The organism is Azospirillum argentinense (assembly GCF_000632475.1).
Lineage (GTDB): Bacteria > Pseudomonadota > Alphaproteobacteria > Azospirillales > Azospirillaceae > Azospirillum > Azospirillum baldaniorum.
The window spans coordinates 151,175-176,457 of sequence record NZ_CP007793.1 but is presented as its reverse complement, the minus strand read 5'-3'; the positions used below and the strand labels follow the sequence as shown (position 1 = coordinate 176,457).

The following is a 25,283-nucleotide window of genomic DNA, read 5'->3' as shown; positions in this document are numbered from 1 at the left end:
CCTAGGGGATATGGGCCAGTCGGTCGCGGATGACACCCGGCGTCAGGCTGCTATCTTCCCTGCACGGAACGAATGGAGGGAGAGACCAGCCATGACCGGAACGACCACCGGCACGACCGGCGCCTGGACGCACCTGACGGCGTCCGACGGGCACCGGCTGACCGCCTACGAAGCCCGGCCCGTCGGGCCGGAGAAGGGGCGGCTTCTGATCGTCCAGGAGATTTTCGGGATCAACAGCCACATCCGCCGCGTCTGCGACGGCTACGCGGCCGACGGTTACCGCACGCTGGCCCCCGCCTTGTTCGACCGGGCGCAGCGCGGGGTGGAACTGCCCTACGACGAGGCCGGCGTCCAGCGCGGTCGCGACCTGATGAATGCGGTCAGCGTCGAGGACGCTCTGACCGACGTGGCGGCGGGGCTCGCCCATCTCGGCGGGGCGGAGGGGGCGGCCATCGCCGGCTATTGCTGGGGCGGCACCATCGCCTGGGCCGCCGCGTCGCGCCTGCCGGTCCGCGCCGCCGTCGCCTATTACGGCGGCGGAATCGGCAACCGGCTGGACGAGGCGCCGCGCACGCCCGTGCTGCTGCATTTCGGGGAGACGGACCACGCCATTCCCCTGACGGTGGCCGAGGCGGTGCGCCAGCGCCATCCCGCCGCCATCACGCACCTCTATCCGGCCGGACACGGCTTCAATTGCGACGAGCGCGCCAGCTACGACGCGGCCAGCGCCGCCCTGGCCAAGCGGCGCACGCTGGGCCTGCTCCAGGCGGTGTTCTGAAAAGAAAAAGGCCCTTCCTCCGCCGCGGAAGGAAGGGCCTTTTCCGTCAACCGTCTTCGATCAGGTGGCAACGTCCGGCTTGGTGCGGCCGGTGTGGCGCTCGATGCCGGCCAGTTCCGCAGCCAGATCGGCCAGCGGCTTCAGTGCCACCGGGGCGTCCAGCCCATGCTCGCCGCCGACCGGTTCGTACCGCTCGAAATAGACGCGCAGCGTGGCGCCCGACGTGCCGGTGCCGGACAGGCGGTAGACGATGCGCGACCCGTCCTCGAAGCCGACGCGCAGGCCCTGCCGCTCCGACCGGCTGCCGTCCACCGGGTCGGTGTAGGCGAACTCGTCCGCCGCCGCGACGGTGCGCCCGCCGAGGACCGTGCCGGCCAGCCCCGGCAGCGTCCCGCGCAATTCGGCGATCAGGGCGTCGGCGGCCTCCTGCGGGATGGCCTCGTAATCGTGGCGGCCGTAATAGGTGCGCCCGTAGGTGCCCCAATGCTCGGCCATCAGCTCGGCCACCGACAGGCCGCGGGCGGCCAGCACGTTGAGCCACATCAGGACGGCCCACAGCCCGTCCTTCTCGCGCACATGGTCGGCGCCGGTGCCGAAGCTCTCCTCGCCGCACAGGTTGATGCGCCCGGCGTCGAGCAGCGTGCCGAAGAACTTCCAGCCCGTCGGCGTCTCGTAGCAGGAAATCCCCAGCTTCGCCGCCACGCGGTCCACCGCCCGGCTGGTCGGCATGGAGCGGGCGACGCCCGCCAGACCGCCCTTGAAGGCCGGGACGTGGGTGGCGTTGGCGGCCAGCACGGCGAGGCTGTCGCTGGGCGACACGAAGACGTTGCGGCCCAGGATCATGTTGCGGTCGCCGTCACCGTCCGAGGCGGCGCCGAAGTCCGGCGCGTCCGGCCCGAACAGCCGCTCGACCAGCTCCTCGGCATGGGCGAGGTTCGGATCGGGATGGTGCCCGCCGAAATCCTCCAGCGGCGTGCCGTTGATGACGGTGCCGGCGGGGGCGCCCAGCCGGCGTTCCAGGATCTCCGTGGCGTAGGGGCCGGTGACCGCGTGCATGGCGTCGAACACCATGCGGAAGCCCGACGCGAACAGCTTGCGGATCGCCGCCATGTCGAACAGCGATTCCATCAGCTCCGCGTAGTCGGCCACCGGGTCGATGACCTCCACCGCCATGCCGCCGAGCGCCGTCTCGCCGAGCCGGTCGAGGTCGAGGTCCGGCGACTCCAGCGTCCTGTATTCGGTGATGGCCTTGGAGCGGGCGAAGAAGGCGTCGGTCATCGACTCCGGCGCCGGGCCGCCGTTGGCGGCGTTGAACTTGATGCCGAAATCGCCGTCCGGGCCGCCGGGGTTGTGGCTGGCCGACAGGATCACGCCACCGATGGCGCCGCGCTTGCGGATGACGCAGGAGGCCGCCGGGGTGGACAGGATGCCGCCGCGCCCGACTACCGCGCGCGCGACGCCGTTGGCCGCGGCCATGCGCAGGATGGTCTGAACGGCGGTGCGGTTGTGATACCGCCCGTCGCCACCGATCACCAGCGTGGCGCCGGACAGGCCGTCCACGCAGTCGAAGATGGATTGGACGAAGTTTTCCAGATAGCGCGGCTGCTCAAAGACCTTCACGGCCTTGCGCAGCCCGGAGGTGCCGGGCTTCTGGCCGTCGAAGGGCGTGGTTGGACAGGTGACGGGAACCACTGGACGTCCTCTCTTGGTCGTGTCGGGCCGGGGCGGCGCGCCGTCGCACCGCCGTCCCGGCCCCGCCACGATGCGCGGCTTTGCGCCGCCGTTCAACTGGGCCGAACGACACCTTACCTTCGGTAGGCCAACGCTTTACGCCTCTTCGACCGAGACGGCTTCCGGACCCTTGTCGCCCTGGCGGATGGAGATGCGGACGCGCTGGCCGTCGTTCAGCCCCTGCAGGCCGGAACGCTCCACCGCCTTGACGTGAACGAATACGTCCTGGCCGCCACCGTCCTGGGCGATGAAGCCGAAGCCCTTGGTGGCGTTGAACCACTTCACGGTGCCCTCGGTCTGGGTGGTCGGGCCGCCCGCCGCCGGACGGCGCGGGCCGCCGAAGCCGCCGCGGTCGCCGCCCCGGTCATTGAAGCCGCGATCACCACCCCGATCGTTGAAGCCACGGCTGTCGCCCCGGCCAGCGAACCCGCGGTCGCCGCCACGATCACCGCCGCGATCCCCACCCCGGTCGTTGAAACCACGGTTGCCGAACCCGCGGTCGCCACCGCGGTCGTTGCGGTCGCCGAAGCCCCCGCGGTCACCGAAGGACGGGCGTGGGCCCTGGGCACGGGCCGGGCGGGCCGGAGCGGCGGTGGAGGTGTCCACGGAATGCAGGGCGGAGACCTGGTTGCCCTTGCGCCCCTCGACGATGTCCACCACGACGGTGGCGCCGTCCGGCAGGGACTCGTGGCCGGCGGTGCCGACGATGGCGGCGGGGATCAGGGCGTCGGGCGACCCGTCCTCGAACTTGACAAAGCCGAAGCCGCGGGTCGGATCGTACCACTTGACGGTGGCCTGAACCTGGGTGCCGAGGACGACGGGCTGGCGGTAGACGTGCTGGCGCGGGGGTTGACGGTGCATGAGACCCACTGAACTCCAAGAGGCGACTCGGCACCGACCTTCGGTGCCGAGAGAAGACATCGCCTTTCCCCGCGCGAATCACAAGACCGCAGGCGCGCCGTTTCGCGCTCCCGCGGCCCTGGTGCCATTTTTCTCCCGGACCAGCCTCTCGACCGGCCTCACTCAGGCCAGCCGCTCGGGGTTGGGCGGCGGTTCCTCCGGGGGAACGGGGATGGCGTCCGGCGGCTCCTTGATCGGCGGCCGCGAGGGGTCGCCGGGCATGTCCGGCATGCCGGGCGGCGGCACCGGCATGTCGGGAGTCGGCGGGGAAGGAGGAAGGGGGCCGGCGACGCTGAGGTCGGCGGCCATCAGTTCGGCCATCATCCGCACCGTCGCCATCAGCCTCCCCCGCCCATCGTGCCACCCGTAGCACCCGGCGCGGCGCGGGTCAGGCCGCGCGCCTTGTCCAGGGAGTCCATGCAAAGCTGCTCGTTGCCGTCCTTCGCGGCGGAGCGAGCGGCGGTCACCAGCGATTCGATCTGGGCGTTGCGCGCCGCCTGCCCCATCGACCCGCTTTCCATCGAGGAGCCGCTGTTCGGCGCGGCATCGGGCCGCACCGCCGGAGCGGTCGGCATGGGAGCGCCGGTGCGCGGCGGCTCGATCACCGCCCGGTCGCCCGAGGCCGGCGGCGCCACCACCCCGCCCGAGCGGGCGAGCTGGTCCGGCGTCGTGCCGGAGCTTCCACTCGGCAGCGATCCATCCCCCGCGGTGGAGCCGGAACTGCCCGGCGGAGTCGCGACCGGCGGTGGGCTGGCCGACAGATTGTTCTCGGCGGCGAAACGGTCGACCAGCGCGGCGCAGCTTCCCTGCGCCAGGGCGGGACCGGCGCCGCACAGCACGAGGCCGGCGGCGAGCAAAAGGCCCTGTGGGATCGGATGTCGTGCCATCGGTTGCCTCCCCATCAGCAATACCACCCTCAACCGGTGTAGCGGTGCTGCGGTTCCACCCGCCTTTGCCCGCATTTTTCCCGCCATGGACTCCATTCGGTGGTGCCGTTTCGCCCGCTCCTCCTGTTGAAGGCGCAACGGACAACGGCGGGGGAGAGGGGGTGCGATGGACGGCAACTGCGAAAGCCGGGAACGCGAAGGCCGTGCGCACGTTTCGGCCGAGGCCGAGGCCTTCTACACGGAGAGTCTGAAGGTCCTGACGGAGTCCGGCATACCTTTCCTGCTGGGCGGCACCTACGCGCTCAGCGCCTACACCGGGATCACCCGGCCGACCAAGGACATCGACGTGTTCTGCCGGGGCGGCGACTTTCCGCGTATCCTCGCGCATTTCCAGGACCGCGGCTTCGCGACGGAGATCGAGGACGAGCGCTGGATCGGCAAAGTCCTGCACGGCGACCTGTTCTTCGACGTGATCTTCAACTCCGCCGCCGCCATCAACCCGGTCAACGACCGTTGGTTCGAGGAGGATCACCGCGCGCTGGTCTGCGGCGCCGACGTGCAGCTCATCCCGCCGACGGAAATGGTCTTCTCCAAGGCCTTCGTGCAGATGCGGCACAAGTACGACGGCCCCGACGTCGCCCACATGATCCTGAAGCAGCACGCCCACATCGACTGGAAACGGCTGCTCGGCCACATGGAGCAGTATTGGGAAGTGCTGCTGATGCACGTCCTGAACTTCCGCTTCATCTACCCGACGGAGCGCGACCACATCCCCGCCTGGCTGTTGCAGGAGCTTCTGGACCGGCTGAACGAGCGCGCGAAGCTGCCGGTGCCGCAGACCCGCATCTGCCGGGGGCGGCTGTTCTCGCGCGAGGATTATCGGATCGACGTCACGGACTGGGGGTTCGCCGACGTCGTCGGCGAGGAAACGAAGCATGGTTGAACACACTCGGGCTGAAGGAACGATCAAGGTCGCCGCCATCGGCGACATCCATGTGGGGGAAACCTCCACCCACCCCTACCGCGAGCTGTTCCAGGAAATCGCCGACCGGGCGGACGTCCTGGCGCTGGCCGGCGACCTGACCAACCACGGCAAGCCGCGCGAGGCCGAGGTGCTGGCCGAGGACCTGCGCGCCATCGGCATCCCGGTGGTCGCCGTGCTGGGCAACCACGACCACGAATGCGGCCATGTCGAGGAGCTTCAGCGCATCCTGGAGCAGGCGGGCGTCCGCTTCCTCGACGGCAACCCGGTGGAGATCCGCGGCGTCGGCTTCGCCGGGGTGAAGGGCTTCGGCGGCGGGTTCGAGAACCGCATGCTCGACGCCTTCGGCGAACCGGCGATCAAGCAGTTCGTGCAGGAGTCGCTGAACGAGGCGATGCGGCTGGAAAGCGCGCTGCGCCAGCTGGAGACCGAGCGGACGATGGTCGTTCTGCACTACGCCCCGATCGCCGAGACGGTGCGCGGCGAACCGACCGAGATCTACCCCTTCCTCGGCTCCTCCCGTCTGGCGGAGACCATCGACCGCTTCCACGTCCAGGCGGTCGTCCACGGCCACGCCCACCACGGCAGCTACGCCGGCAAGACCCTGCGCGGCACGCCGGTCTACAACGTCGCCCAAACCATCGAGAAGGAGTCGGGGAGGCCCTACGCCCTGATCGAGCTGTGATCGAACCGGCGGGGCGTCAGCGCGGCCGCCGCGCGCCGGCCCACAGCGTGCCCAGCCCGGCCGCGGCGATCAGCGCCCCGCCCAGCAGCACCGCCGGCGACGGGCTTTCGCCCCACCACAGGAAGCCGATGGCCGCCGAGGCGGCGATCCCCAGATAGTCGATGGGCGCCAGCACCGCCGCCGGCGCCCGGCGGAAGGCGGCGGCGTTCAGCAGGATGGCCGCCCCCGCGGCAAGACCCAGCAGCAGGAAGGCCGGCAGGTCGGCCGCATCGGGCAGCCGGAAGCCGGTCAGCAGGGCCGCCGGGGCGGTCAGCAGGCACCCGGCCAGCACGAAGACCAGCCCGGTCGCCGCCGGGCCGTCGGCCTGGGCCGTCCGCCGGGTCGCCAGGATGCAGACCGCGTTCAGGAAGGCCATGGCGAGCATGGCGAGGCTCCACGGCTCCAGCCGCGTCGGCGGGGCGATAAGGAGGACCCCGGCCATCCCCAGCGCGACGCAGACGGCGGAGGCCGTCCCCGTCCGCTCCCCGATGGCCCGGCCGGACAGCAGCACCACGAACAGCGGGGCCGCGTAGGACAGGGCGACCAGATCGGCGAAGGGCAGATGCTGGGTCGCCGCGTAGAAGATCAGCGCCGCGCCGACGCCGCTCAGCGCCCGCACCGCGTGACCGCCGGGCCGGGTGACGGACAGGGCGCGCCGCCCGGCCATCGCGACGGCCGCCGGGACGACCACCAGCAGCGACAGCAGGAAGCGCAGGAACAGCACCTCCGCCGCGCCGTAGCGGGCGCCCAGCTCGCGGGCCAGCGCCCCGGCGGTCAGCACCAGGGCGAGCGACGCCGCCATGAGGACCGCCGCCCCCACGATGCCGGGTTGCCACCCCACGCCCGTCCGGATGGTCCGGGCGGGCAGGATGGCCCGCTCAGCGGGCGGACCGCTCAAGCGTCGCGCACTCCCTCAGGAACTCCTCGCGCAGCTCGCGCGACTCCAGCATCTCGCCGTGGAAGGAGCTGTTGACCATGCGGCTGTCATGGCCGGCGCGCACGCCTCGGTGGGTCTTGCACATGTGCACGGCGCTGATCCGCACGGCCAGCCCGCGGGGCCGCGTGGCCTCCACGATGAAGTTGGCAATCTGCTTGACCAGCTCTTCCTGGATCTGGAAGCGGGCGGCGAAATGGTCGACGATCCGGTCGTACTTGGACAGGCCCAGGATGTTGCCGCCCTTGGCCGGCAGGATGCCGATGAAGGCCGTGCCGTAGATCGGCATCAGATGGTGCGCGCAGGTGGAGCGCACGGCGATCGGGCCGGTGACGATCAGATGGTCGAACTCCTCGGCGTTCCGGAACTCGGTCAGTTCGGGCGGCGCCGTGAAGCGGCCCTTCAGAAGCTCGCGCACCAGCATCTTGGCGACGCGGCGCGGCGTGTCGCGGGTGTTGTGGTCGTTGCGGTGGTCGATCCGCAGCACGTCGAGCAGTTCTTCGACCTTCCGCGCCGCGGCGTCGATCATGGCAGCCTCGCCCGCGGCGTCCAGCGGCGTGTCGAGCGCCTCGTTCGACCGGCGCGCCTCCATCGCCTCTTGCACGAGGGCGAGAACATTTGCCTGCACCGTCATAAAACCCGATCCCTTCTTTCTTCTTTCCACACCCGGCGAGACTGACGCCGGCCTTCCTAAAGCTGGGCCTCAAAGCTGGCCGGCCGGCTCCGGACGCGTCATCGGCCCGCCGACCCGTTCCGCCGGGAAATGGAGGGACGCCCGAAGGCCGGCCCCCGCCTCGCCTTCCAGCAGCAGCTGGCCGCCATGCGCCTCCATCAGGCTCTTCACGATGCTGAGCCCCAGCCCCGACCCCTGGAAACGGCGGGTCGCCCCGTCCTCCGCCTGATAGAACGGCTGCGCGGCCTTTTCAATCTGCTCCGGCGTCATGCCGATGCCCTGATCCTGCACGGCGATGACGAAACCGCCCTGCGGGTCCAGCCACGCCTGAACCTCGATCGCCGACGGGGCGGAGCTGAACTTCACCGCGTTGGACAGCAGGTTCAGCAGCATCTGCCGCACCGCCCGCTCGTCGACCTGAAGCACCGGCCAGACCGCCCCCGCCGCCGTCCGGATCGTCCGGCCGCGCCCGGCCTGGGTGCCCTGCACCGTGGCGATGGCGGTGCCGACCACCTTGCGCGGGTCCACGGATTCGAAGGTCAGGTTGGCATGGCCCGATTCCATCTGGGCCACCGTCAGGATGTCGATGACCAGACTGAGCATGTGCCGGGCGCTGCCCAGGATGTAGCCCGCATATTGGGCGTGTTCCCGGCGGGTGCCTTCCTTCGCGCTTCCCGTTGCGCCCCCGCCGGAAGCTCGGCCGTCGCCCTGGACGCCTTCGTCGTCGCGGATCAGCTCCGAGAAGCCGATGATCGCGTTCAGCGGGGTGCGCAGCTCGTGGCTCATGGTCGCCAGGAAGCGGGTCTTGGCCTGGCTGGCTTCCTCCGCCTGGGCGATGGCCGTCTGCAGGGCGCCGGCCATCGCCTCCATCCGGTCGTGCGCGCGCCGGATGGTCCGGTTCTGGATCAGCAGCACCGTGATGAACAGGACGCCGCAGACCGCCAGACCGGCGGCCAGCATGGAGAACAGCCCATGCAGATAGAGCAGGTGGTCGTGTCCCTCGTCCACCAGCTCCCCGCCGAACTGGGAGGCGACGGAGGCGAAGGCGTTCAGCTCGCGGTCGACCGGTTCCAGCACCGCCAGGGCGGCAAGCGCCTTCTCCGCCGGCGGCAGCGGCCCGGCCAGGATCGTGCCGACGCTGTCCAGCGCCTGCTCCAGCCGCGCCACCGTGCGGCGATGCTGCGGGTAGCGGTCCATGAAGAGGGAGGCCTGCCCCCGCCCCAGCACGGCGATGCGGTTGCGCACGATGTCCAGGCGGAGTTGCACCTCCTGCGCATCGATGTTGGTTCCGGGAAGCGCGCTGGCCAGGATGCGCTGCTCCAGCCGCGTCACCTCGCCCACCGTCTGGCCGGCGGCCCAGGCGAAGTTGTAGGGGGCGGCCCCGCGCAGCGCCTCGCCGTAATTCACCACCAGCAGGGACAGATAGGCGGCGGCCAGACCGAATGCGCCGGTCAGGATGGCCAGCCAGAGACCCAGGCGGCGCGCGCGGTCCTCCGACGCCCAGCCCAACAGGCGGGACAGCCGCGTGCTCCCGTTCGGCGCGGTCTCGGTCGGCAAACTCACGGAGGGTGCCTTCACTTCACGGTCAACCGGGCGACCTGCCAGACCGAGCGTGCGAAATACTTCTGCCGGTTGGCTTCCGGATCATGGTCGAAATCATAGACGATGAACAGCGGCCCCTTGTCGCTGACCGGCATGTAGGCCCCGTCGCGCTTCAGCGCCAGGATCACCTTGCGGTTGCGCACGTCATCCATGGGGATTTCGCCGGTGTAGTCGTTCAGCGCCGTCGCGGTCAGCGTTTCGCCGCGCGCCTCGACACGCTCCATCAGGCGGGCCAGCGGCACGCCCTCGAAGGTCACCGGCTCCTTGTACCAGGGCGTGGCGGTGGTGAAGGACACCATGCCCAGCCCCTCCAGCATGGGACGGTCGAAAACCGCCATGCCGTCCTGGTTCGTCGTTCCGATCAGGCCTGACACGACCAGGACCGGCTTTTCCGTCGGCGTCGGCAGCGTTCCGGCGCTCGCTGCGCCGGCAAGTACAAACAACGCCAGGGCGACAAAACGGTAAAGGATTCCATTCACCATATCGGCTAACCGTCGGCAATTCGGCCATGCAACCTTTATCATGATTGCTTTCTATGAACGTTCCAACGAAAATTCTGTAAAAAACAGCCATCGAATTTTCACATACGGAAAGATGTATCGAAATTCGCTCATATTTGCCTCGTGAAATGATCGCCCTGCAACAATTCGGCATCATCGTTTCTGTTCGGCTTTTCACATCTTTCCTATGCACATCCCGATCGACGGAACGCCCATGGACGCCCTGATTCCGATGCCCGCCGCCATCGCGCCGACAGCCGGCTACATCCTGGGAATCGGAACCAATCTGGACCCGGACCGGAACGCGGCGCGAATCGCCGCCCATCTGGCCGATGTGTTCGGCGGTGTGCTGCTCAGCCGCTTCTACCGCACCGCACCGGTCGGCATGGCAAGCGCCCACGCCTTCGTCAATTACTGCGCCTATGTGCCGAGCGCGCTGGACCCCTCCTGCTGCAAGGGACTGTGCGTGGGGATCGAGCTGGCGCTGGGCCGCGACCGCGCCCACCCCGGCTGCAAGACTCGCGACCGGCCCGCCGACATCGACCTGATCGGGCGGGTGAACCGCTCCTTCCCGGCGGACGGCTTGGCGGCCCTGCGCCCGGACGCCTATCTGGCCGCCCCCTTCGCGGAAATCGTCGCGCTGCTGACTGGGCGGCCCGTCCCGCCGCCGCGGGGCGACCTGTGCGCCACCACCATCCCGGGCTGCCGCCTTGGCTCGCCCCGGTTAGGCGAGGCGCCGGCCACCGTCCACCGCGACGACGGCACCGGTCTGATAGTGGTTCCGCAGGATGGCTTCCACCGCCAAACCGATGGCCTCCACCCCGCCCTCCTCGCCGAGCAGCGTCTCTGACAGCACGCGCGCCCGCGCCTCGGGACCGTGCCACTCCTTGAACAGGATCGGCCCCGGCTGGACGACGTTGACCTTCACCTTGGGGGCCAGCCGCTTGGCGAAGGACAGCGCGAGGTTCTGGAGCCCGGCCTTGCTGGCGCAATAGGCGTCAAAGGCCGGGTTGGGGTTGTCGGCGTAGATGTCGGTGATGTGGACGATGTCGGCCCGCCGCGCCGAACAGGCGTCCAGCAGCGGCGCCAGTTCGCGGTTCAGCGCGAAGGGCGCGCGGACATGAACGGCGTAAAAGACGTCGAGCTGCCGCAGCGCGTCTCCGGTGTCCACCGCCGTCACTTCGAAGGCCGAGGCGTTGTGGATCACCGCACGCAGGCTGCCCGCCACGCCGCGCACCGCCGCGGCCAGCCGCGGCCCACCGTCCGGTTCGGCCAGATCGCCCGGCAGACAGGCCGCCCCGGCGGCGCGCAGCCGCTCCACATCGTCAGTGAGCGTGCGGTAATGGGCGACGACGGGGTGCCCCAACGCCATCATCCGCTCGGCCAGATGCAAACCGACGCGGCGGCCCGCGCCGGTGACGAGAACGGCGTCCTGCAACAGGGATGTGGTCATGGGAAAGCCCTTCGGCAGATGGCCGGCTGGCGGACGACGGATTGGTCGCGGAAATGAGGTGGTGACCCCGGCTGGACTCGAACCAGCTGCCTACGGTTTAGGAAACCGTCGCTCTATCCAGATGAGCTACGGGGCCACGGCGCTGAACATAGCGGCTCCGCCACGACTTGCCAACCATCCGTCTCTGGACGGCCCGCCGGGATGACCCGTCGGGACGGCCGACCGAAAAGGTCACCGCCGGCACCGGCGCGGCGCGCGGCGCGTGCGGCGAATCCGCTGGGCTTGGGCACGCCGCTGCGTATACTGCGCCCATGGCACGCATGCTTTACCTGCGCGACATCGAGGTCGATGTGCACGTCCGCTGCCGCGCCTGCGGCCACGAGGGCGTGCTGCCGCGCGCGGACATGAACCGGCGCTTCGGACCCAACTACCCCGTCCTGTCCATCGCCCCCCATTACCGCTGCTCGCGCTGCAATTCCCGCGACACCGAAAGCCGCCCGGCGCCCCCGCCCTTCGCCACGCCCGTGACGGCGACGACCATGGCGGAGGAGGCCCCGTCCTTCGCCGGACCGCTCGCCGCCCTGCAAGGGCTGCTCGACGCGGTGCGGGCCCGCGGCGATGCGATGGACGAGCCCGACGCGGAAGACGCGGCCCCGGTGACGCGGGCGCCCATCCCGGTGCCGGCCGCCGCCCGGCCCGCCCCCACCGCTCTGGATCCGGATTTGGACCTGGAGCTGGAACAGCTGGTTGCGGACGGTGACGCCACCCCCGAGTCGGGCCGGCGCCCGCTGTGGGAGCCGGTGTCGCTCGCCGATCTCGCCGGCCATGACGAAGACGCGGACAGCACCAAGCGGGACGCCGAGAGGGACGCCGACGACACGAATGCCGATGACACGGATTTCGATGACGGGGACTGGAGTCCGCGCCGCTGGACGCTCGTGGACCGGGACGCGGACGAGGATGACGGCGGGGACGACGAAGCAAATCGGGTCGAGGCCATGGCTCCGGCCCCTCGGACGAGCCACCCGGCGGCCGAGGACGATCCGGACGACGACGCTTCCCGCTCCTTCGACCGCACCATCGCGGCGCTGCGCAGCATCCTCGACGGCCGCGGCGACGGTGCTCGCGCGGAGGAGGCGCCTCCACCGCCGGCCCAACCGACAGCCTTTCCGCTCAGGAACGCCGTCGATCACCGGGACGACGAGCCGGACGAAGACGCCCCCAGTGCCCTCCCTAACGACGAACCCGAGAACGCGGAGCCGTCCAACGACGACATCCTGGGCTTCGCCATCCGCGACCCGGACAAGGCCCCGCCCCCCTGGGAGCGGCCGCGGGAGCGCGATCCCGCCCCGACCGGCAGCGAACCGCTGGACCGCACCATCGCCGCCCTGCGCAGCATGGTCCAGAAGGCCGCCGCCGACCGCGACGAGGACGATGACGCGGGGACGGGCCGTGGCCGGCCGGACGCGGAGGAGGAGCGCGACGGCGGCGTGGTGACTCCGCTGTTCGGCCGGTCGCGCAAGCCGGTCCTCGACAGCTCCGACGATCGGGAGGACGAGGACGCGGAGGAGGAGCAAGGCGACGCCGACGACGCCTTCTGGAGCCGCGACGACTCGGACGACGACGCCGGCCGGGACGACGACGAGCCGGACGAGGACGGCGCCCCGGTGCTGCGCAAGTCCACCCAGGAACAGGAGATGGAGGAGGCATTGCGCGCCCTGCGCGCTCTCGTCGAGGCGGAAAGCGATCTGGACGACCCGCCCAGCCCGGCCTGGACAAGCGAGGCGACCAGCCGTCCCGAGGCGGACGCCCTGCCCGGCTTCAAGCCGCTGCCGCGCCGCACGCCGGAAGAGGCCCCGGACGAGGACGACGAGCCTCTGGACCTCGTTGAGCCGGCCCCGGTGATCGAACCGGAAAAGCCCAAGCCCGGCGCCGGAAAGCGGGCCGAAAGCAACGAGTCCGCGAAGAAGACCGTGAAGGACGACTCGGGCACGCTCGGCAAGACCCTCGCCGCGCTGCGCAACATGCTGGAGTTGGACGGCAAGCAGGGACGCTGAGGCCCCGCTTGCCCATCCGTCAGATTCAGCCGTTCTCCGCCAGGACCGTGCCCGCCAGATAGAGCGAGCCGCAGATCAGCACGCGGGCCGGGCCATCGACCCGCCCCGTCAGATCCTCCAGGGCGCTGCCCACGTCCGCCGCCGCCGCGCTGTCGGCGATGCCGCAGGCGCGGGTGGCCGCGGCGGTGTCCTCGGCCGGCAGCGACGCCTCCTCGCCGGGGATGGCGACGGTGCGGGCGACGGTGACGAAGGGCGCCAGCGGACCCAGGAACTCCCGCGGCTCCTTGCTCGCCAGCATGCCGTAGACCAGCAGCAGCGGCCGTTTCGGCTCCTCCTCCGCCCAGCGCGCGGCCTGGATCGCCAGCACCTCGCCCGCCGAGTCGTTGTGGCCGCCGTCCAGCCACAGGTCCCAGCCGGCGGGCAGGGCCTCGGCCAGGGGGCCGCGGGTCAGCCGTTGCAGGCGGGCGGGCCACTCCACGGCGGCGAGGCCGCGGCGCACCGCCGCGTCGTCGACCTTGACCGGCAGATGGTCCAGGCAGGCCAGCGCCACCCCGGCGTTGAGGATCTGGTGCGCCCCGGCCAGCCCCGGCAGCGGCAGTTCGATGCGGCGGCGGTCGCTTTCGAAGCGGAAACCGCCCTCGGTCGGGGTGACCGACCAGCCGGGAACCGGCGCGCCCACCGTCTCGGCCCGGATGGCCAGGGTGCGGGCGGCCTCTTCCGCGGGCTGCGGGTAGATCACCGCGGGGACTCCCGGCTTGAAGATGCCGGCCTTCTCGCCCGCGATGGCCTCCAGCGTGTCGCCGAGGAACTGGCGGTGGTCGTAGGAGATGCGCGTGATCGCGGTGACCGCCGGGCGGTCCACCACGTTGGTGGCGTCAAGCCGCCCGCCCAGCCCGGTTTCCAGGAGGACCACGTCCGCCGGTTCCCGCGCGAAGGCGAGCAGGGCGGCGACCGTCGTCACCTCGAAGAAGGTGATCGGTCCGCCGCCGTTGGCCGCCTCGCACTCCTCCAGCAGAGCGGCCAGCCGGTCGTCGTCGATCAGCGTGCCGGCCAGCCGGATGCGCTCGTGGAAGCGCACGAGGTGGGGCGAGGTGTAAACATGCACCCGCAGCCCGGCGGCCTCCAGCATCGCCCGCAGGAAGGCGAGCGTGGAGCCCTTGCCGTTGGTGCCCGCCACATGGACCACCGGCGGCAGGCGCCGCTCCGGATGGCCCAGCGCGGCGAGCAGCCGGTGCACGCGGTCCAGCGACAGGTCGATGACCTTGGGGTGCAGCCCCTTCAGCCGGTCGAGAACCGGATCGGCGAGCGACTCAGCGAGCGGCATGGCGGGATCAGGCCGCCTGCTCGGAGCCGGTCCTCTCGGCGCCCGCCTGGGCCGGCGTCTCGTCGGCGGCCTCGGCCTGGCTGCGCGGCTCCTCCGTCTGGACGGCGGCCGGCGCGGCCGGCAGCGCTTCAGTCACCACGGCCAGGACCGGCTGCATCAGCAGGGTCAGGACGCGCGACAGGGTCGGGCGCAGGTCGCGGCGATGGACGACCATGTCCACCATGCCGTGCTCCTGGAGATACTCGGAGCGCTGGAAGCCCTCCGGCAGGGTCTCGCGGATCGTGCTCTCGATCACGCGGGCGCCGGCGAAGCCGATCTGCGCGCCCTTTTCGGCGATGTGGATGTCGCCGATCATCGCGAAGGAGGCGGTGACGCCGCCGGTCGTCGGGTCGGTCAGCACCACGATGTAGGGCAGGCCGGCTTCCTTGACCATCTCCACCGCGATGGTGGTGCGCGGCATCTGCATCAGCGACAGGATGCCTTCCTGCATGCGCGCCCCGCCCGAGGCAGGGACGACGATCAGCGCCGCCTTCTGGGCGATGGCGGTGCGGGCGGCGGCCAGGATGCCTTCGCCCACCGCGATGCCCATGGAACCGCCCATGAAGCCGAAGTCGAAGGCCGCGACGACCGCCGGCTGCCCGCCGATCAGGCCGGAGCCGACGACGATGGCGTCATGCCGGCCCGTCTTGGTCTGGGCCTCCTTCAGGCGGTCGGTGTAGCGCTTCTGGTCGCGGAACTTCAGCGGATCGACCACCGACTTCGGCAGTTCGACCGACTGGTAGTCGCCCTCGTCGAACATCGAGGCCAGCCGCTTGATCGGGTCCAGCCGCATGTGGAAGCCGCAATGCTGGCAGACGTTGAGGTTCTCCTCCAGATCGCGGTGGAAGAGCATCGCCTCGCAGCTCGGGCACTTGTGCCAGAGGTTGTCGGGAACCTCCTTGCGGGCATAGAGGGCGCGGATCTTGGGACGGACGTAGTTGGTAAGCCAGTTCATCGAATTCTTCCTGATATCCCGCTCAGCCAGCGCTCGCAGGCCGACGCACTCAGACGCGCGCGCCGCGCACGCCGTCGGCCAGTTCCCGGACGAAGCCCAGCACATCCTCGGCCAAGCCCGGACGGGCCTTGCCGTCCGCGTCCAGGCCGCCGGCCAGCCGCGTGACGATGGCCGAGCCGACCACCGCCGCGTCGGCGACGCGGGCAACATCGGCCGCCTGCTCCGGCGTCTTGATGCCGAAGCCGACCGCCACCGGCAGGTCGGTGTGGCGCTTCAGACGCTCCACCGCAGCACCCACCGCGGCGTTGTCGGCGCTGGCCGCGCCGGTGATGCCGGCGATCGACACGTAATAGACGAAGCCCGAGGTGTTCTGGAGCACCGCTGGCAGGCGCTTGTCGTCGGTGGTCGGCGTCGCCAGACGGATGAAGTTCACCCCGGCCTTCAGCGCCGGGATGCACAGCTCCTCGTCCTCTTCGGGCGGCAGGTCGACGACGATCAGCCCGTCCACCCCGGCCTCGATGGCGTCGGCCAGGAAGCGGTCCACCCCATAGGCGTGGATCGGGTTGTAATAGCCCATCAGGATCACCGGCGTGTCGGCGTCCGTTTCGCGGAAGCCGCGCACGAGGTCCAGCGTCTTGCGCGCCGTCGTCCCGGCGTGGAGCGCGCGCAGGCTCGCCGCCTGGATGGCCGGGCCGTCGGCCATCGGATCGGAGAAGGGCAGCCCCAGCTCGATCAGATCGGCGCCCGCGGCGGGCAGGCCGTGCAGGACGGCGCGGCAGGTCTCCAGGTCCGGGTCGCCCGCGGTGATGAAGGTGACGAGGCCGGCGCGGCCCTCCGCCTTCAGCGCGGCGAACCGCCGGGCGATGCGGCCATTGTCAACGGCCTTGTCGTTGAGGGCGCTCACAGCTTCACTCCCAGATGCTGGGCGACGGAGAAGATGTCCTTGTCGCCGCGGCCCGACAGGCAGAGCACCATCAGGTGGTCCTTGGGCAGTTTCGGGGCGCGCTTCACGATCTCCGCCAGCGCGTGCGCCGATTCCAGCGCGGGGATGATGCCCTCGGTGCGGGCGCAGAGCTGGAAGGCGTCCAGCGTCTCCTGGTCGGTGGCCGAGACATACTCGACGCGCCCGATGTCGTGCAGCCAGGAATGCTCCGGCCCGACGCCCGGATAGTCCAGGCCGGCGGAGATGGAGTGGCCCTCCAGGATCTGCCCGTCCTCGTCCTGCAGCAGGTAGGTGCGGTTGCCGTGCAGGACGCCGGGACGCCCGCCGGTGATCGAGGCGGCGTGGGCCAGCGGTCCCTTGTCGATGCCGTGGCCGGCGGCTTCCACCGCGACCATCTGCACCGACGGGTCGTCGAGGAAGGGGTGGAACAGGCCGATGGCGTTGGAGCCGCCGCCGACGCAGGCGACGAGGCTGTCCGGAAGACGGCCCTCCAGCTCCTGCATCTGCACGCGCACCTCGTCGCCGATCACCGACTGGAAGTCGCGGACCATGGCGGGGTACGGGTGCGGGCCGGCGGCGGTGCCGATCAGGTAGTAGGTGTCGGCGACGTTGGTGACCCAGTCGCGCAGCGCCTCGTTCATCGCGTCCTTCAGCGTCCGCGCGCCGGAGGTCACCGGAACCACCTCGGCCCCCAGCAGCTTCATGCGGAAGACGTTGGGCTGCTGGCGGGCGATGTCGGTCTCGCCCATGTAGATGACGCAGGGCATGTCGAACAGCGCGCAGACCGTGGCGGTCGCCACACCATGCTGGCCGGCGCCCGTCTCGGCGATGATCCGCTTCTTGCCCATGCGGCGGGCGAGCAGGATCTGGCCGATGCAGTTGTTGATCTTGTGCGCGCCGGTGTGGTTCAGCTCCTCGCGCTTGAAGTAGATCTTCGCGCCGCCGAGCTTCTCCGTCAGGCGTTCGGCGTAATAGAGCGGGTTCGGGCGGCCGACATACTGCTTGAGCTGCTCGCGGATCGCGCCCTCGAAGGCGGGATCGGCCCGGGCCTCGCGGTAGGCTTTCTCCACCTCAAGGATCAGGGGCATCAGCGTCTCGGCGACGAAGCGTCCGCCATAGATGCCGAAATGCCCGCGCTCGTCGGGACCGGAACGGTAAGTGTTGGGTCTGGTCATGGCCTGGGAAACTGCCTGAAGCGGGCCGCGCGGCGCCCGGAAGGCGCCACCATAGCGGCGGTTCGCCCGGATTTGAAGCGTTCGCCGAACCTTTCGCCGAACATGCCCACAACATGGGAAAAGCCGGGGCAAAGGCAATCCGGCAATGCGGCATGGCCGGCCGAGCGGCATGGCAAAACGCCGCCACCCTCAGGCCCGCCCTCACCCACCTTCATCCCCCCAGCGGCGGGGCGTAATGCAGACCGCCGTTCATCCACAGCCCGTTCATCCCGCGGTCGATGCCCAGCGGCGAGGCGGCTCCCAGATGGCGGTCGAAGATCTCGCCGTAGTTTCCGACCTGTGTGATCACGCGGAAGGCCCAGTCGTCGTCCAGCCCCAGCCCCCAGCCGACCCCGGTGGTGGCCCCGAGGAGGCGACGCACCTCCGGGTCCTCGGCCTCCTCCTTCAGGCGCGGGGCGTTGGCGGCGGTGATCCCCTTCTCCTCGGCCAGGACGGTGGCCAGGAACACCCAGCGCACGATGTCGAACCACCGCCGCTCGTCCGGGCGCACCATCGGCCCCAGCGGCTCCTTGGAGATCGCCTCCGGCAGGATGACGTAGTCGTCGCGCTCGGGCGCCTTCAGCAGGCGCTGGGCGTGCAGGCCGATGCGGTCGCTGGTGTAGAGGTCGCAATGGTGGTTGAAAAAGGCCGACAGCGCCCCCTCGGTCGAGCGCACCGGCTTCAGACGGAAGCGCAGGCCGGTGCGGGCCATCCAGTCCTCCAGGTTGCGCAGGGTGGTGGTCTGCTCAATCACGCAGACGGAGGCGCCGGCCGGCAGGTCGGACAGGCGGGCGACGCCCTGGGCGCGGTGCGCGATGAATCCCTGGCCGTCGAACAGGTAGACCACCGGAAAATCGATGCCGAAGGTGGCGTCGCGCTGCAGGGTCCAGGTCGTCCCCTCCATCACCACGTCCACCTCGCCGTTGCGCAGGATGGCGAAGCGGTTCTCGGAGTTGGTCTCGACAAACTCCACCCGGTCGGCCTTGCCGGCGACGGCGGCGGCCAGCGCCCGGCACATGTCCACGAAGAAGCCGCGCCAGTGGCCGCTGTCGTCCACCGCCGCCAGACCGGCGCCGCTGGACGAGACGCCGCAGCGCAGCAGCCCACGCTCCCGCACATCCTCCATGGTTTCGGCCCGCGGACCGCCGGATGGCGCGGACACCGCCGCCAGAACCGCGGCGACCACCGCGGCGCGCGCGAAAGACCGGACCAAGCCCATCGACCATCCCTCTTTGCCGCCGACCTTTGCCGCCCGGGGATCAGCTTTGGTCCGGCAACCGGCGCGGGTCAAGCCCGCCCGGTGCCCCCTTTCCCGATGCCCGAGTGCGCAGCGTGCGATTGCGGCGCGGGGGGTGTGAATTGCGCCCGGTCGATTGCCCGTGTTATCTCAAGCGGACGACAAGAAATCGAGGCACGGGCATGCGGCTTCCCCGGCTGGGCGTGGCGTTTCGCATCCTGGCGGGTCTGACCGTGATCGCCGGCCTGACCGCCGCCACCGGCGTGGTGGCCGTGTCCCTGTTCGGCCGCTTCCACCAGGGGTTCGAGCAGATCGCCACGGCCAAGGTGCCGGGCCTCGTCAACGCCTCGCAGCTGGCCCAGCAGAGCGGCACGCTGGCCGCCAACGCCCCGGCCCTGGTCGCGGTGCAGAGCCAGTCGGTGCGCGAATCGGTGATGGCCCGGCTGAGCGACCAGATCGCCCTGCTGGAAGACCTGATGACCCGGCTGCGCGACCGCGACACCGACGTGGCGGACGTGGCCGAGCTGCAGCGCCGCAAGAACGAGCTGGTCGCCAACCTGATGACCCTGAACACCCAGGTGGAGCGCCAGCTCGCCGCCGCGGCGGAGACGGGCGGGCTGGTCGGTCGCCTGATTCAGCTCGCCGAGCGCATCCGCGACGCCGAGGGCACGCTGCGGGACAAGACCGCCGCTCCCCGGACCCCGGAGGACTGGGAGGAGGCTCGGGGCGTCGAACGGCGGGTCGACCTGTGGACGGCGGAGGCGCAGCACGCCATCCTGCTGATGCTCGCCGCCTCCCGCGCCGACCACGAGGCGCGGGTGGACCGGCTGCGGCAGGACTACCGCGCCGCGATGGACCGCGCGGCGGAGGCGGTGTCCGGCCTGCCTCCGGGTTCCGCCTTCGACCTGGAGCCGCTGTACCGGGAGCTGGAGGCGCTGGGGCTGGGGGAACACAACCTGTTCACCAGCCGCCTGACGGAGATCGGGCTGGCCCGCGCCATCAAGGGCTCGGTCGCCCGCAACCAGAACGTCTCCGACCGGCTGGTCGGCGCCGTGTCCGATCATTTCCTGGCCATTGAGCAGGACATCGCAGCGCGCTCCGGCGAGTTCGAGCGGGTGATCCGGGACGGCAATCACGCCATCCTGGCGATGGCGGTGATCTCGATCCTCGGGGCCCTCGGCATCTTCCTCTACATCCACCGCAACGTGGTGCGGCGTTTGCGCGGGCTGCAGACGGCCATGGCCGCGTCGGCCGCCGGTCGGTCCATCGCCATCCCCACCCACGGGCAGGACGAGATCGCCGACATGGCGCGCGCCCTGCACTATTTCGTCGCCACCATCCGCTCGCGCGAGCACGCCCTGTCGGACAGCGAGCGCCGCCTGCGCGCGATCCTGGAGCAGAGCCCGGTCGGCGTGTCGATCGGACGGCCCGACGGCTCCGTGGCCTTCGCCAACGCCCGCGCGGCGGAGCTGGCCGGTCTGCCGCCGGACGCCTTCGTCGGGCGCCGCCACGCGCTGGCCCTGCCGGGCGCCACCCTGCAGGGGCGCGCGCCGCCGCACGACGGCGCCGGGCTGGTCGCCCGCGACGTCGAGGTGGCGGTGGACCGGCCCGACGGCAGCCGCGTCTGGGCACTCCAGACGCTGCAGCGCACGGAGTTCGAGGGGGAGCCGGCGATCCTCGCCTGGAGCTACGACATCACCGGCCGCAAGCGCGCCGAGGAGGATCTGCGCCACGCCAAGGACCAGGCGGAGGTCGCCGCCCGCTCCAAGTCGGAATTCCTGGCGACCATGAGCCACGAGATCCGCACCCCGATGAACGGCGTGCTGGGCATGCTGGAGCTGATCGCCCTGACGCCCCTGGACGCCGAGCAGACCGAGCTGGTCACCACCGTGCGCGACAGCGCGACGGCGCTGCTGCGGATCATCGACGACATCCTCGACCTGTCCAAGATCGAGGCCGGCAAGCTCGACCTCGACGAGATGGACCTCGACCCGCGTGAGCTGGTGGAAGGGGTGGCGGAGCTGCTGGCCCCGCAGGCCCACCACAAGGCGCTGCTTCTCGTCTGCGACCTCGACCGCAAGGTGCCCGCGGCGGTGCGCGGCGACCCCGGGCGGCTGCGCCAGATCCTCTTCAACCTGACCGGCAACGCCATCAAGTTCACCGACACCGGCCGGGTCGTCCTGCGCACCCGGCTGGAGCCCTCCGCCGCCGGGTCGGACCGGCTGCGGCTGCGCTTTTCGGTGGAGGACACCGGCATCGGCATCAGCAGCGCCGGTCAGGCCCGCCTGTTCCAGCCCTTCAGCCAGGCCGACAGCTCGACGACCCGCCGCTTCGGCGGCACCGGGCTGGGGCTGGCCATCTGCGCCCGTCTGGTGGAGATGATGGGCGGGCGCATCGGGGTGGAGTCGGCGCCGGGCTGCGGCGCCACCTTCTGGTTCACGGTCGATCTGGCGCCGGGAGACCCGCGCATGGTCCCCGGCGACGACACCGACCTGTCCGGCCTGTCGATCATCGTGGCCGAGCCCGACCCGGTGCAGCGCGCCGTCCTGATCCGCACGCTGGAGGACAAGCGCGCCGCGGTCGCCGACGCCACCACGGCGGACGAGGCGGTGGAACTGCTGACGATGACCGACGCCGACCTGCTGGTCCTCGCCGACGGCCTGCTGGAGCACCATCCCGACGACGCGCCCGGCGCGCCCAACCCGCGGCTGTCCGCTCCGGCGGTGCTCGCCCGCATCGCCGCCGCCGGTGTCCGTCCGCCGCCCACGCTGCATCTGGTGGACGGGCGGGAGCAGGCCAGCGACTGCCCGCCGGAAAGCGGTGAGGAGAGCGGCGCGCCGTCCACGGCGCACCCGCCGCGCCACGACCATCTCGGCCGCCCGATCCGCCGCGACGCGCTGTTCCGCCGTCTGGCCGCCCTGGCCGGGCGCGCCGTTCCCCCGGAGCGTCCCGCCGACTCACCCTCCTCCGTGACGGACGACGGTCCGGCCGCCCTCGACATGGCGGCCCAAGACATGACGGACCCCGGTGCGGCCGCGGCCCCGCCGATGATCCTGGTGGCGGAGGATCATCCGACCAACCAGCAGGTGATCCTGCGCCAGCTCCGCCAGCTCGGCTTCGAGGCCGACATGACCGGCGACGGGCTGGAGGCGCTGGCCGCTTGGCGGACGCGGCTCTACCGGCTGCTGATCACCGACTGCCACATGCCGCGCATGGACGGCTACGAGCTGTCGCGCCAGATCCGCAGCGCCGAGTCGGCTGCCGAGTCGGCCCCCGATTCGGCCTCCAACCCGGCGCCCGGCGCCCGCCCGCGCACCGCCATCATCGCCATGACCGCCAACGCCCTGGCGGGGGAAATGGAACGCTGCACCGCCGCGGGCATGGACGACTACATCGCCAAGCCAGTGACGCTGCGCCAGCTCGCCGCCGCCCTGAACCGCGCCTTCGGCGAGGGCAGCGCCGCGGCCCCCGACGAGCCGCCCGCTACGGAGGCCGCCGGGGCGGCGGACCGGGCGCTGGACCTCGACCATGTCCGCACCACCTTCGGCGCGCTCGACGGGATGGCGCTGGACATGCTGGATTTCTTCCTGGAGACCACCCGCCCGCTGCTGGACGAGGCCGCCGCCGCCCTGGAGCGCAACGACCTGGAGGCCCTGCGCGGCGCCGCCCACACGCTGGCCGGGGCCGCCCGCACGGCGGGGGCCGAGTGGCTGGGCCGCAGCGCGTCGGCCCTGGAGCTCGCCGCCCACCGCGGCGATCCGGACGGGGCGGCGCAGGCCCTGGCGGCGGTGCGCACCGCCTATCCGGCGGTGGAAACAGCGATCCGCGCCTTGCGGATCGGGGAAGCGGTGTAGCCGGGAGAACGCGCCTCACCACCCCGAAAGTGGCACCACCGCCGGCCCACCTTGCCCCGCCGGGAGGCGTGGACTAGTCTCACCCGCGTGAGCGTCCTGACCCGATCATACGCCTATGCCGCGCTGGGACTGGCGGTGGGAGTCGGCCTGATGGCCGGCCCCTCCGGCTCGTCAACCATGCTGGGCTTTGCCGGCGTCCTCGGCGCCGCCGGCTTCGGCGGGCTGTTCTGGACCGGCAAGGAGCGCCGCCGCAGCGACCGGCTGGCGGCCGACGTGGCGCGCCTGGAAGCCCTGCTGGCCGCCTCCCCCCACCCCTGGTGCGCCTGGAACGCCGACGGCGGCGCCAGCGCGGCTCCGGACTGCACCAAGCTGCTCGGCGCGGCGCCGGGCCAGGACATCGCGAACGCTTTCGCCGACGCCGACGCCCCCCGGGTCGCCGAGGCCGTCCGCCGCCTGCGCACCGCGGGCGAGGGCTTCCGAATCGAGGCGACGACCCGCGGCGGGCGGCGCCTGTTGCTGAGCGGGCGGCGGGCGGCCGAGCCGTCCACCGGGACCGGCGCCGCCGGACATCAGGACGTCGTCTGGCTGGAGGACATCACCGACCGCAGCGCCGAGCGCGAGGGGCTGACCCAGGGGCGGCACGACGCCGAATCGGCGCTGGCCGAGCTGCGCGCGGCGGTGGACGCCCTGCCGCTGCCGGTGTGGCTGCGCGGCGCCGGGCAGACGCTGTCCTGGTGCAACCGCGCCTACGCCCGCGCCGTGGATTCCGACCCCGCCGCCGTTCCGGACAGCGGCCGGGAACTGACCGCGGACGGCACCGGGCGCGCCCTGGCGCAGCGGGCGCTGCACAGCGGGGTCGCCCAGTCGGAGCGGGTCTCCGCCGTCATCGGCACCGAGCGCCGCCTGCTGGAGGTCACCGAGGCCCCCCTGCCCGCCCCCGACGGCGGCACGCTGGTCGTCGGCTACGCGCTGGACGTCACGGCGGTGGAGGAGATGCGCGGCGAGCTGAGCCGCCATCTCGCCGCCCACGGCGAGGTGCTGGAGCGGCTGGGCGCCGCTATCGCCATCTTCGGCGCCGACACGCGGCTGACCTTCTTCAACCAGGCCTACGCCCGGCTGTGGGACCTGGAGGAGTCCTGGCTGCGCAGCCAGCCCACCCACGGCGAGATCCTTGAGGAGCTGCGCACCCGCCGCCGCCTGCCCGAATACGCCGACTACCAGAGCTACAAGCGCGAGCGGCTGAGCCGCTACACCCGCCTGCTGGAGCCGGTCGAGGAGCTGATGCACCTGCCGGACGGCACGACCCTGCGCAGCCTCGCCGCCCCCCACCCGCTGGGCGGGCTGATGCAGATCCTGGAGGACGTGACCAACACGCTGGCCCTGGAATCCTCCTACAACACGCTGATCGCCGTGCAGCAGGAGACGCTGGACAATCTGGCCGAGGGCATCGCCGTGTTCGGCGGCGACGGCCGGCTGAAGCTGTCCAACCCGGCCTTCGCACGCGTCTGGGACCTGGACGACGAGGACCTGCTGGGCGAGCCGCACATCTCCAGCCTGTTCGAGCGGATGCGGCCCTTCCTGGAGAATGGCGGCGACTGGGACAGCCTGAAGGACGAGATGATCGGCGCGACGCTGGAACGCGCCGTGCGCTCGGGCCGGCTGGAGCGGGCGGACGGGTCGGTGGTGGAGTTCTCCACCCTGCCGCTGCCCGACGGGGCGGTGCTGAACAGCTATCTCGACGTCACCGACAGCGCCCGGCTGGAGCAGGCGCTGCGCGCCTCCAACGCCGCGCTGGAGGCCGCCGACCAGTTGAAGAGCGAGTTCATCGCCAACGTCTCGCACCATCTGCGCAACCCGCTGAACGGCATCATCGGCTTCGCCGAGGTGCTGGCGAACCAGTATTTCGGGGAGCTGAATCCGCGCCAGATCGAGTATGTGAAGGGCGTCCTCAACGCGGGCGAGCGGCTGCTGGAGCTGATCGACGACGTCGTCGACATGACCAGCCTGGGAGCCGGCGTGACCACGCTGGACCGCGCCGTCGTGGACGTGCCCGACCTGCTGGAGACGGTGGGCGAGCTGACCCGTGAATGGGCGCGGCGCGAGGGGCTGCGCCTCGACCTCACCGCCCCGTCGTCGCTGGGCGAGGCGGAGGGCGACGCCCGGCGGCTCAAGCAGGCGCTGTTCACCCTGGTCGTCGGCGCCATCCGCCACCCGCCGACGGACCGCCGCATCCTGCTGTCGGGGGAACGGACCGCCGGGACCATCGTGCTGACCGTGGGCAGCGTCGCCGGGCCGGGCGAGGCCGCCCTGCCCTCGCGCTACGACCGCAACGACCCGCGCGGCGCCGCGGCGCTCGGCCTGTCGCTGGTCCGCAACGTCATGGAGCTGCACGGCGGGCGGCTGGAGGTCGAGGAGTGGCCGGGCCACGGCACCCGCTTCCGCTGCGTCCTGCCGCTTCCCCCCGCTTCCGGTCCAAAGCCCTCCTGACCCGGAGCC

The 25,283-nt window shown here is 71.3% G+C and carries 20 protein-coding genes, 1 tRNA gene and 1 pseudogene; 7 read left to right on the top strand and 15 right to left on the bottom strand.

Annotated features, from left to right (window positions below; genetic code table 11):
- Nucleotides 1-91 precede the first annotated feature (91 nt).
- A complete protein-coding gene (locus ABAZ39_RS00820; protein ID WP_038525807.1) occupies nt 92-778 on the top strand; it encodes a dienelactone hydrolase family protein in 687 nt (228 codons plus the stop codon).
- 60 nt (nt 779-838) lie between these two features.
- Here the strand turns inward: ABAZ39_RS00820 and ABAZ39_RS00815 are convergent, their stop codons facing one another.
- From ABAZ39_RS00815 to ABAZ39_RS00800, 4 genes are all read right to left on the bottom strand, one after another.
- Complete coding sequence (locus ABAZ39_RS00815) at nt 839-2,470, bottom strand: alpha-D-glucose phosphate-specific phosphoglucomutase (protein WP_038525805.1); 1,632 nt, start codon at nt 2,468-2,470, stop codon at nt 839-841.
- Nucleotides 2,471-2,605: 135 nt separating this feature from the next.
- Entirely contained in the window at nt 2,606-3,370 is a 765-nt protein-coding gene (locus tag ABAZ39_RS37450) for a cold-shock protein (protein WP_038525803.1), read from the bottom strand.
- A gap of 162 nt (nt 3,371-3,532) precedes the next feature.
- Nucleotides 3,533-3,748 carry a hypothetical protein gene (locus tag ABAZ39_RS00805; protein WP_038525801.1) on the bottom strand — a complete coding sequence of 72 codons (216 nt, stop codon included), beginning with the start codon at nt 3,746-3,748 and terminating at the stop codon, nt 3,533-3,535.
- On the bottom strand, nt 3,748-4,296 hold the full coding sequence (locus ABAZ39_RS00800; protein WP_144243439.1) for a hypothetical protein: 549 nt from the start codon (nt 4,294-4,296) through the stop codon (nt 3,748-3,750). The genes ABAZ39_RS00805 and ABAZ39_RS00800 overlap by 1 nt, the downstream gene beginning before the upstream one ends.
- Before the next feature lie 166 nt (nt 4,297-4,462).
- Between ABAZ39_RS00800 and ABAZ39_RS00795 the strand changes: the two genes are divergently transcribed.
- The gene (locus ABAZ39_RS00795; protein ID WP_038525799.1) at nt 4,463-5,239 is read left to right on the top strand and encodes a nucleotidyltransferase family protein; all 777 of its coding nucleotides are present in this window, start codon (nt 4,463-4,465) and stop codon (nt 5,237-5,239) included.
- Nucleotides 5,232-5,963, top strand: a complete 732-nt coding sequence (locus ABAZ39_RS00790; protein ID WP_038525797.1) for a metallophosphoesterase family protein — start codon at nt 5,232-5,234, stop codon at nt 5,961-5,963. Before ABAZ39_RS00795 ends, ABAZ39_RS00790 begins: the two co-directional genes overlap by 8 nt.
- 16 nt (nt 5,964-5,979) lie before the next feature.
- On the opposite strand, the gene ABAZ39_RS00785 is transcribed toward ABAZ39_RS00790, so the two are convergent.
- From ABAZ39_RS00785 to ABAZ39_RS00770, 4 genes are all read right to left on the bottom strand, one after another.
- Complete coding sequence (locus tag ABAZ39_RS00785; protein ID WP_038525795.1) at nt 5,980-6,900, bottom strand: DMT family transporter; 921 nt, start codon at nt 6,898-6,900, stop codon at nt 5,980-5,982.
- On the bottom strand, nt 6,881-7,570 hold the full coding sequence (folE, locus tag ABAZ39_RS00780) for a GTP cyclohydrolase I (RefSeq protein ID WP_038525793.1): 690 nt from the start codon (nt 7,568-7,570) through the stop codon (nt 6,881-6,883). Before folE ends, ABAZ39_RS00785 begins: the two co-directional genes overlap by 20 nt.
- A gap of 69 nt (nt 7,571-7,639) precedes the next feature.
- Nucleotides 7,640-9,172: a sensor histidine kinase gene (locus ABAZ39_RS32760; RefSeq protein ID WP_144243438.1), complete on the bottom strand. Its 1,533-nt coding sequence runs from the start codon at nt 9,170-9,172 to the stop codon at nt 7,640-7,642.
- A gap of 11 nt (nt 9,173-9,183) precedes the next feature.
- A complete protein-coding gene (locus ABAZ39_RS00770) occupies nt 9,184-9,585 on the bottom strand; it encodes a putative pterin-binding protein (RefSeq protein WP_247881600.1) in 402 nt (133 codons plus the stop codon).
- A gap of 313 nt (nt 9,586-9,898) precedes the next feature.
- On the opposite strand from ABAZ39_RS00770, the pseudogene ABAZ39_RS36680 reads away from it, so the two are divergent.
- A pseudogene (locus ABAZ39_RS36680) lies at nt 9,899-10,252 on the top strand (2-amino-4-hydroxy-6-hydroxymethyldihydropteridine diphosphokinase); the annotation flags it as partial.
- 183 nt (nt 10,253-10,435) lie between these two features.
- Here the strand turns inward: ABAZ39_RS36680 and ABAZ39_RS00760 are convergent.
- Both ABAZ39_RS00760 and ABAZ39_RS00755 read right to left on the bottom strand, forming a co-directional pair.
- Complete coding sequence (locus tag ABAZ39_RS00760) at nt 10,436-11,164, bottom strand: SDR family NAD(P)-dependent oxidoreductase (RefSeq protein WP_038525789.1); 729 nt, start codon at nt 11,162-11,164, stop codon at nt 10,436-10,438.
- A gap of 59 nt (nt 11,165-11,223) precedes the next feature.
- Nucleotides 11,224-11,300, bottom strand: a tRNA-Arg gene (locus ABAZ39_RS00755).
- A 175-nt stretch (nt 11,301-11,475) separates the two neighbouring features.
- On the opposite strand from ABAZ39_RS00755, the gene ABAZ39_RS00750 reads away from it, so the two are divergent.
- Nucleotides 11,476-13,221, top strand: a complete 1,746-nt coding sequence (locus ABAZ39_RS00750; protein ID WP_144243437.1) for a hydrogenase maturation nickel metallochaperone HypA — start codon at nt 11,476-11,478, stop codon at nt 13,219-13,221.
- A 25-nt stretch (nt 13,222-13,246) separates the two neighbouring features.
- Here the strand turns inward: ABAZ39_RS00750 and ABAZ39_RS00745 are convergent, their stop codons facing one another.
- The 5 genes from ABAZ39_RS00745 to ABAZ39_RS00725 all read right to left on the bottom strand — a co-directional run bounded on the left by ABAZ39_RS00745 (nt 13,247) and on the right by ABAZ39_RS00725 (nt 18,909).
- Nucleotides 13,247-14,545, bottom strand: a complete 1,299-nt coding sequence (locus ABAZ39_RS00745; protein WP_038525786.1) for a bifunctional folylpolyglutamate synthase/dihydrofolate synthase — start codon at nt 14,543-14,545, stop codon at nt 13,247-13,249.
- Between the two features lie 7 nt (nt 14,546-14,552).
- On the bottom strand, nt 14,553-15,539 hold the full coding sequence (gene accD, locus ABAZ39_RS00740) for an acetyl-CoA carboxylase, carboxyltransferase subunit beta (RefSeq protein ID WP_038525783.1): 987 nt from the start codon (nt 15,537-15,539) through the stop codon (nt 14,553-14,555).
- A gap of 49 nt (nt 15,540-15,588) precedes the next feature.
- Nucleotides 15,589-16,443: a tryptophan synthase subunit alpha gene (gene trpA / locus ABAZ39_RS00735; RefSeq protein WP_051657720.1), complete on the bottom strand. Its 855-nt coding sequence runs from the start codon at nt 16,441-16,443 to the stop codon at nt 15,589-15,591.
- A complete protein-coding gene (trpB, locus tag ABAZ39_RS00730; protein WP_014238652.1) occupies nt 16,440-17,657 on the bottom strand; it encodes a tryptophan synthase subunit beta in 1,218 nt (405 codons plus the stop codon). Before trpB ends, trpA begins: the two co-directional genes overlap by 4 nt.
- 211 nt (nt 17,658-17,868) lie before the next feature.
- Nucleotides 17,869-18,909, bottom strand: a complete 1,041-nt coding sequence (locus ABAZ39_RS00725) for an amino acid ABC transporter substrate-binding protein (protein ID WP_160174791.1) — start codon at nt 18,907-18,909, stop codon at nt 17,869-17,871.
- A gap of 206 nt (nt 18,910-19,115) precedes the next feature.
- On the opposite strand from ABAZ39_RS00725, the gene ABAZ39_RS00720 reads away from it, so the two are divergent.
- Both ABAZ39_RS00720 and ABAZ39_RS00715 read left to right on the top strand, forming a co-directional pair.
- Nucleotides 19,116-22,787 (top strand): ATP-binding protein, encoded by a 3,672-nt coding sequence (locus ABAZ39_RS00720; protein ID WP_038525778.1) that lies wholly within the window; start codon nt 19,116-19,118, stop codon nt 22,785-22,787.
- A gap of 87 nt (nt 22,788-22,874) precedes the next feature.
- Nucleotides 22,875-25,274, top strand: coding sequence for a PAS domain-containing sensor histidine kinase (locus ABAZ39_RS00715; protein ID WP_038525776.1), 2,400 nt, complete (start codon nt 22,875-22,877; stop codon nt 25,272-25,274).
- Nucleotides 25,275-25,283 lie beyond the last annotated feature (9 nt).

Excerpts from the sequence above, each read along its gene's own strand:
- ABAZ39_RS37450 (WP_038525803.1), bottom strand. The coding sequence starts at position 3,370 with ATGCACCGTCAACCCCCGCGCCAGCACGTCTACCGCCAGCCCGTCGTC.
- folE (WP_038525793.1), bottom strand. The coding sequence starts at position 7,570 with ATGACGGTGCAGGCAAATGTTCTCGCCCTCGTGCAAGAGGCGATGGAG.
- ABAZ39_RS00795 (WP_038525799.1), top strand. The coding sequence starts at position 4,463 with ATGGACGGCAACTGCGAAAGCCGGGAACGCGAAGGCCGTGCGCACGTT.
- ABAZ39_RS00790 (WP_038525797.1), top strand. The coding sequence starts at position 5,232 with ATGGTTGAACACACTCGGGCTGAAGGAACGATCAAGGTCGCCGCCATC.
- ABAZ39_RS00745 (WP_038525786.1), bottom strand. The coding sequence starts at position 14,545 with ATGCCGCTCGCTGAGTCGCTCGCCGATCCGGTTCTCGACCGGCTGAAG.
- ABAZ39_RS00800 (WP_144243439.1), bottom strand. The coding sequence starts at position 4,296 with ATGGCACGACATCCGATCCCACAGGGCCTTTTGCTCGCCGCCGGCCTC.
- ABAZ39_RS00760 (WP_038525789.1), bottom strand. The coding sequence starts at position 11,164 with ATGACCACATCCCTGTTGCAGGACGCCGTTCTCGTCACCGGCGCGGGC.
- ABAZ39_RS00720 (WP_038525778.1), top strand. The coding sequence starts at position 19,116 with ATGCGGCTTCCCCGGCTGGGCGTGGCGTTTCGCATCCTGGCGGGTCTG.
- ABAZ39_RS00805 (WP_038525801.1), bottom strand. The coding sequence starts at position 3,748 with ATGGCGACGGTGCGGATGATGGCCGAACTGATGGCCGCCGACCTCAGC.
- trpB (WP_014238652.1), bottom strand. The coding sequence starts at position 17,657 with ATGACCAGACCCAACACTTACCGTTCCGGTCCCGACGAGCGCGGGCAT.
- accD (WP_038525783.1), bottom strand. The coding sequence starts at position 15,539 with ATGAACTGGCTTACCAACTACGTCCGTCCCAAGATCCGCGCCCTCTAT.
- ABAZ39_RS00750 (WP_144243437.1), top strand. The coding sequence starts at position 11,476 with ATGGCACGCATGCTTTACCTGCGCGACATCGAGGTCGATGTGCACGTC.
- ABAZ39_RS00820 (WP_038525807.1), top strand. The coding sequence starts at position 92 with ATGACCGGAACGACCACCGGCACGACCGGCGCCTGGACGCACCTGACG.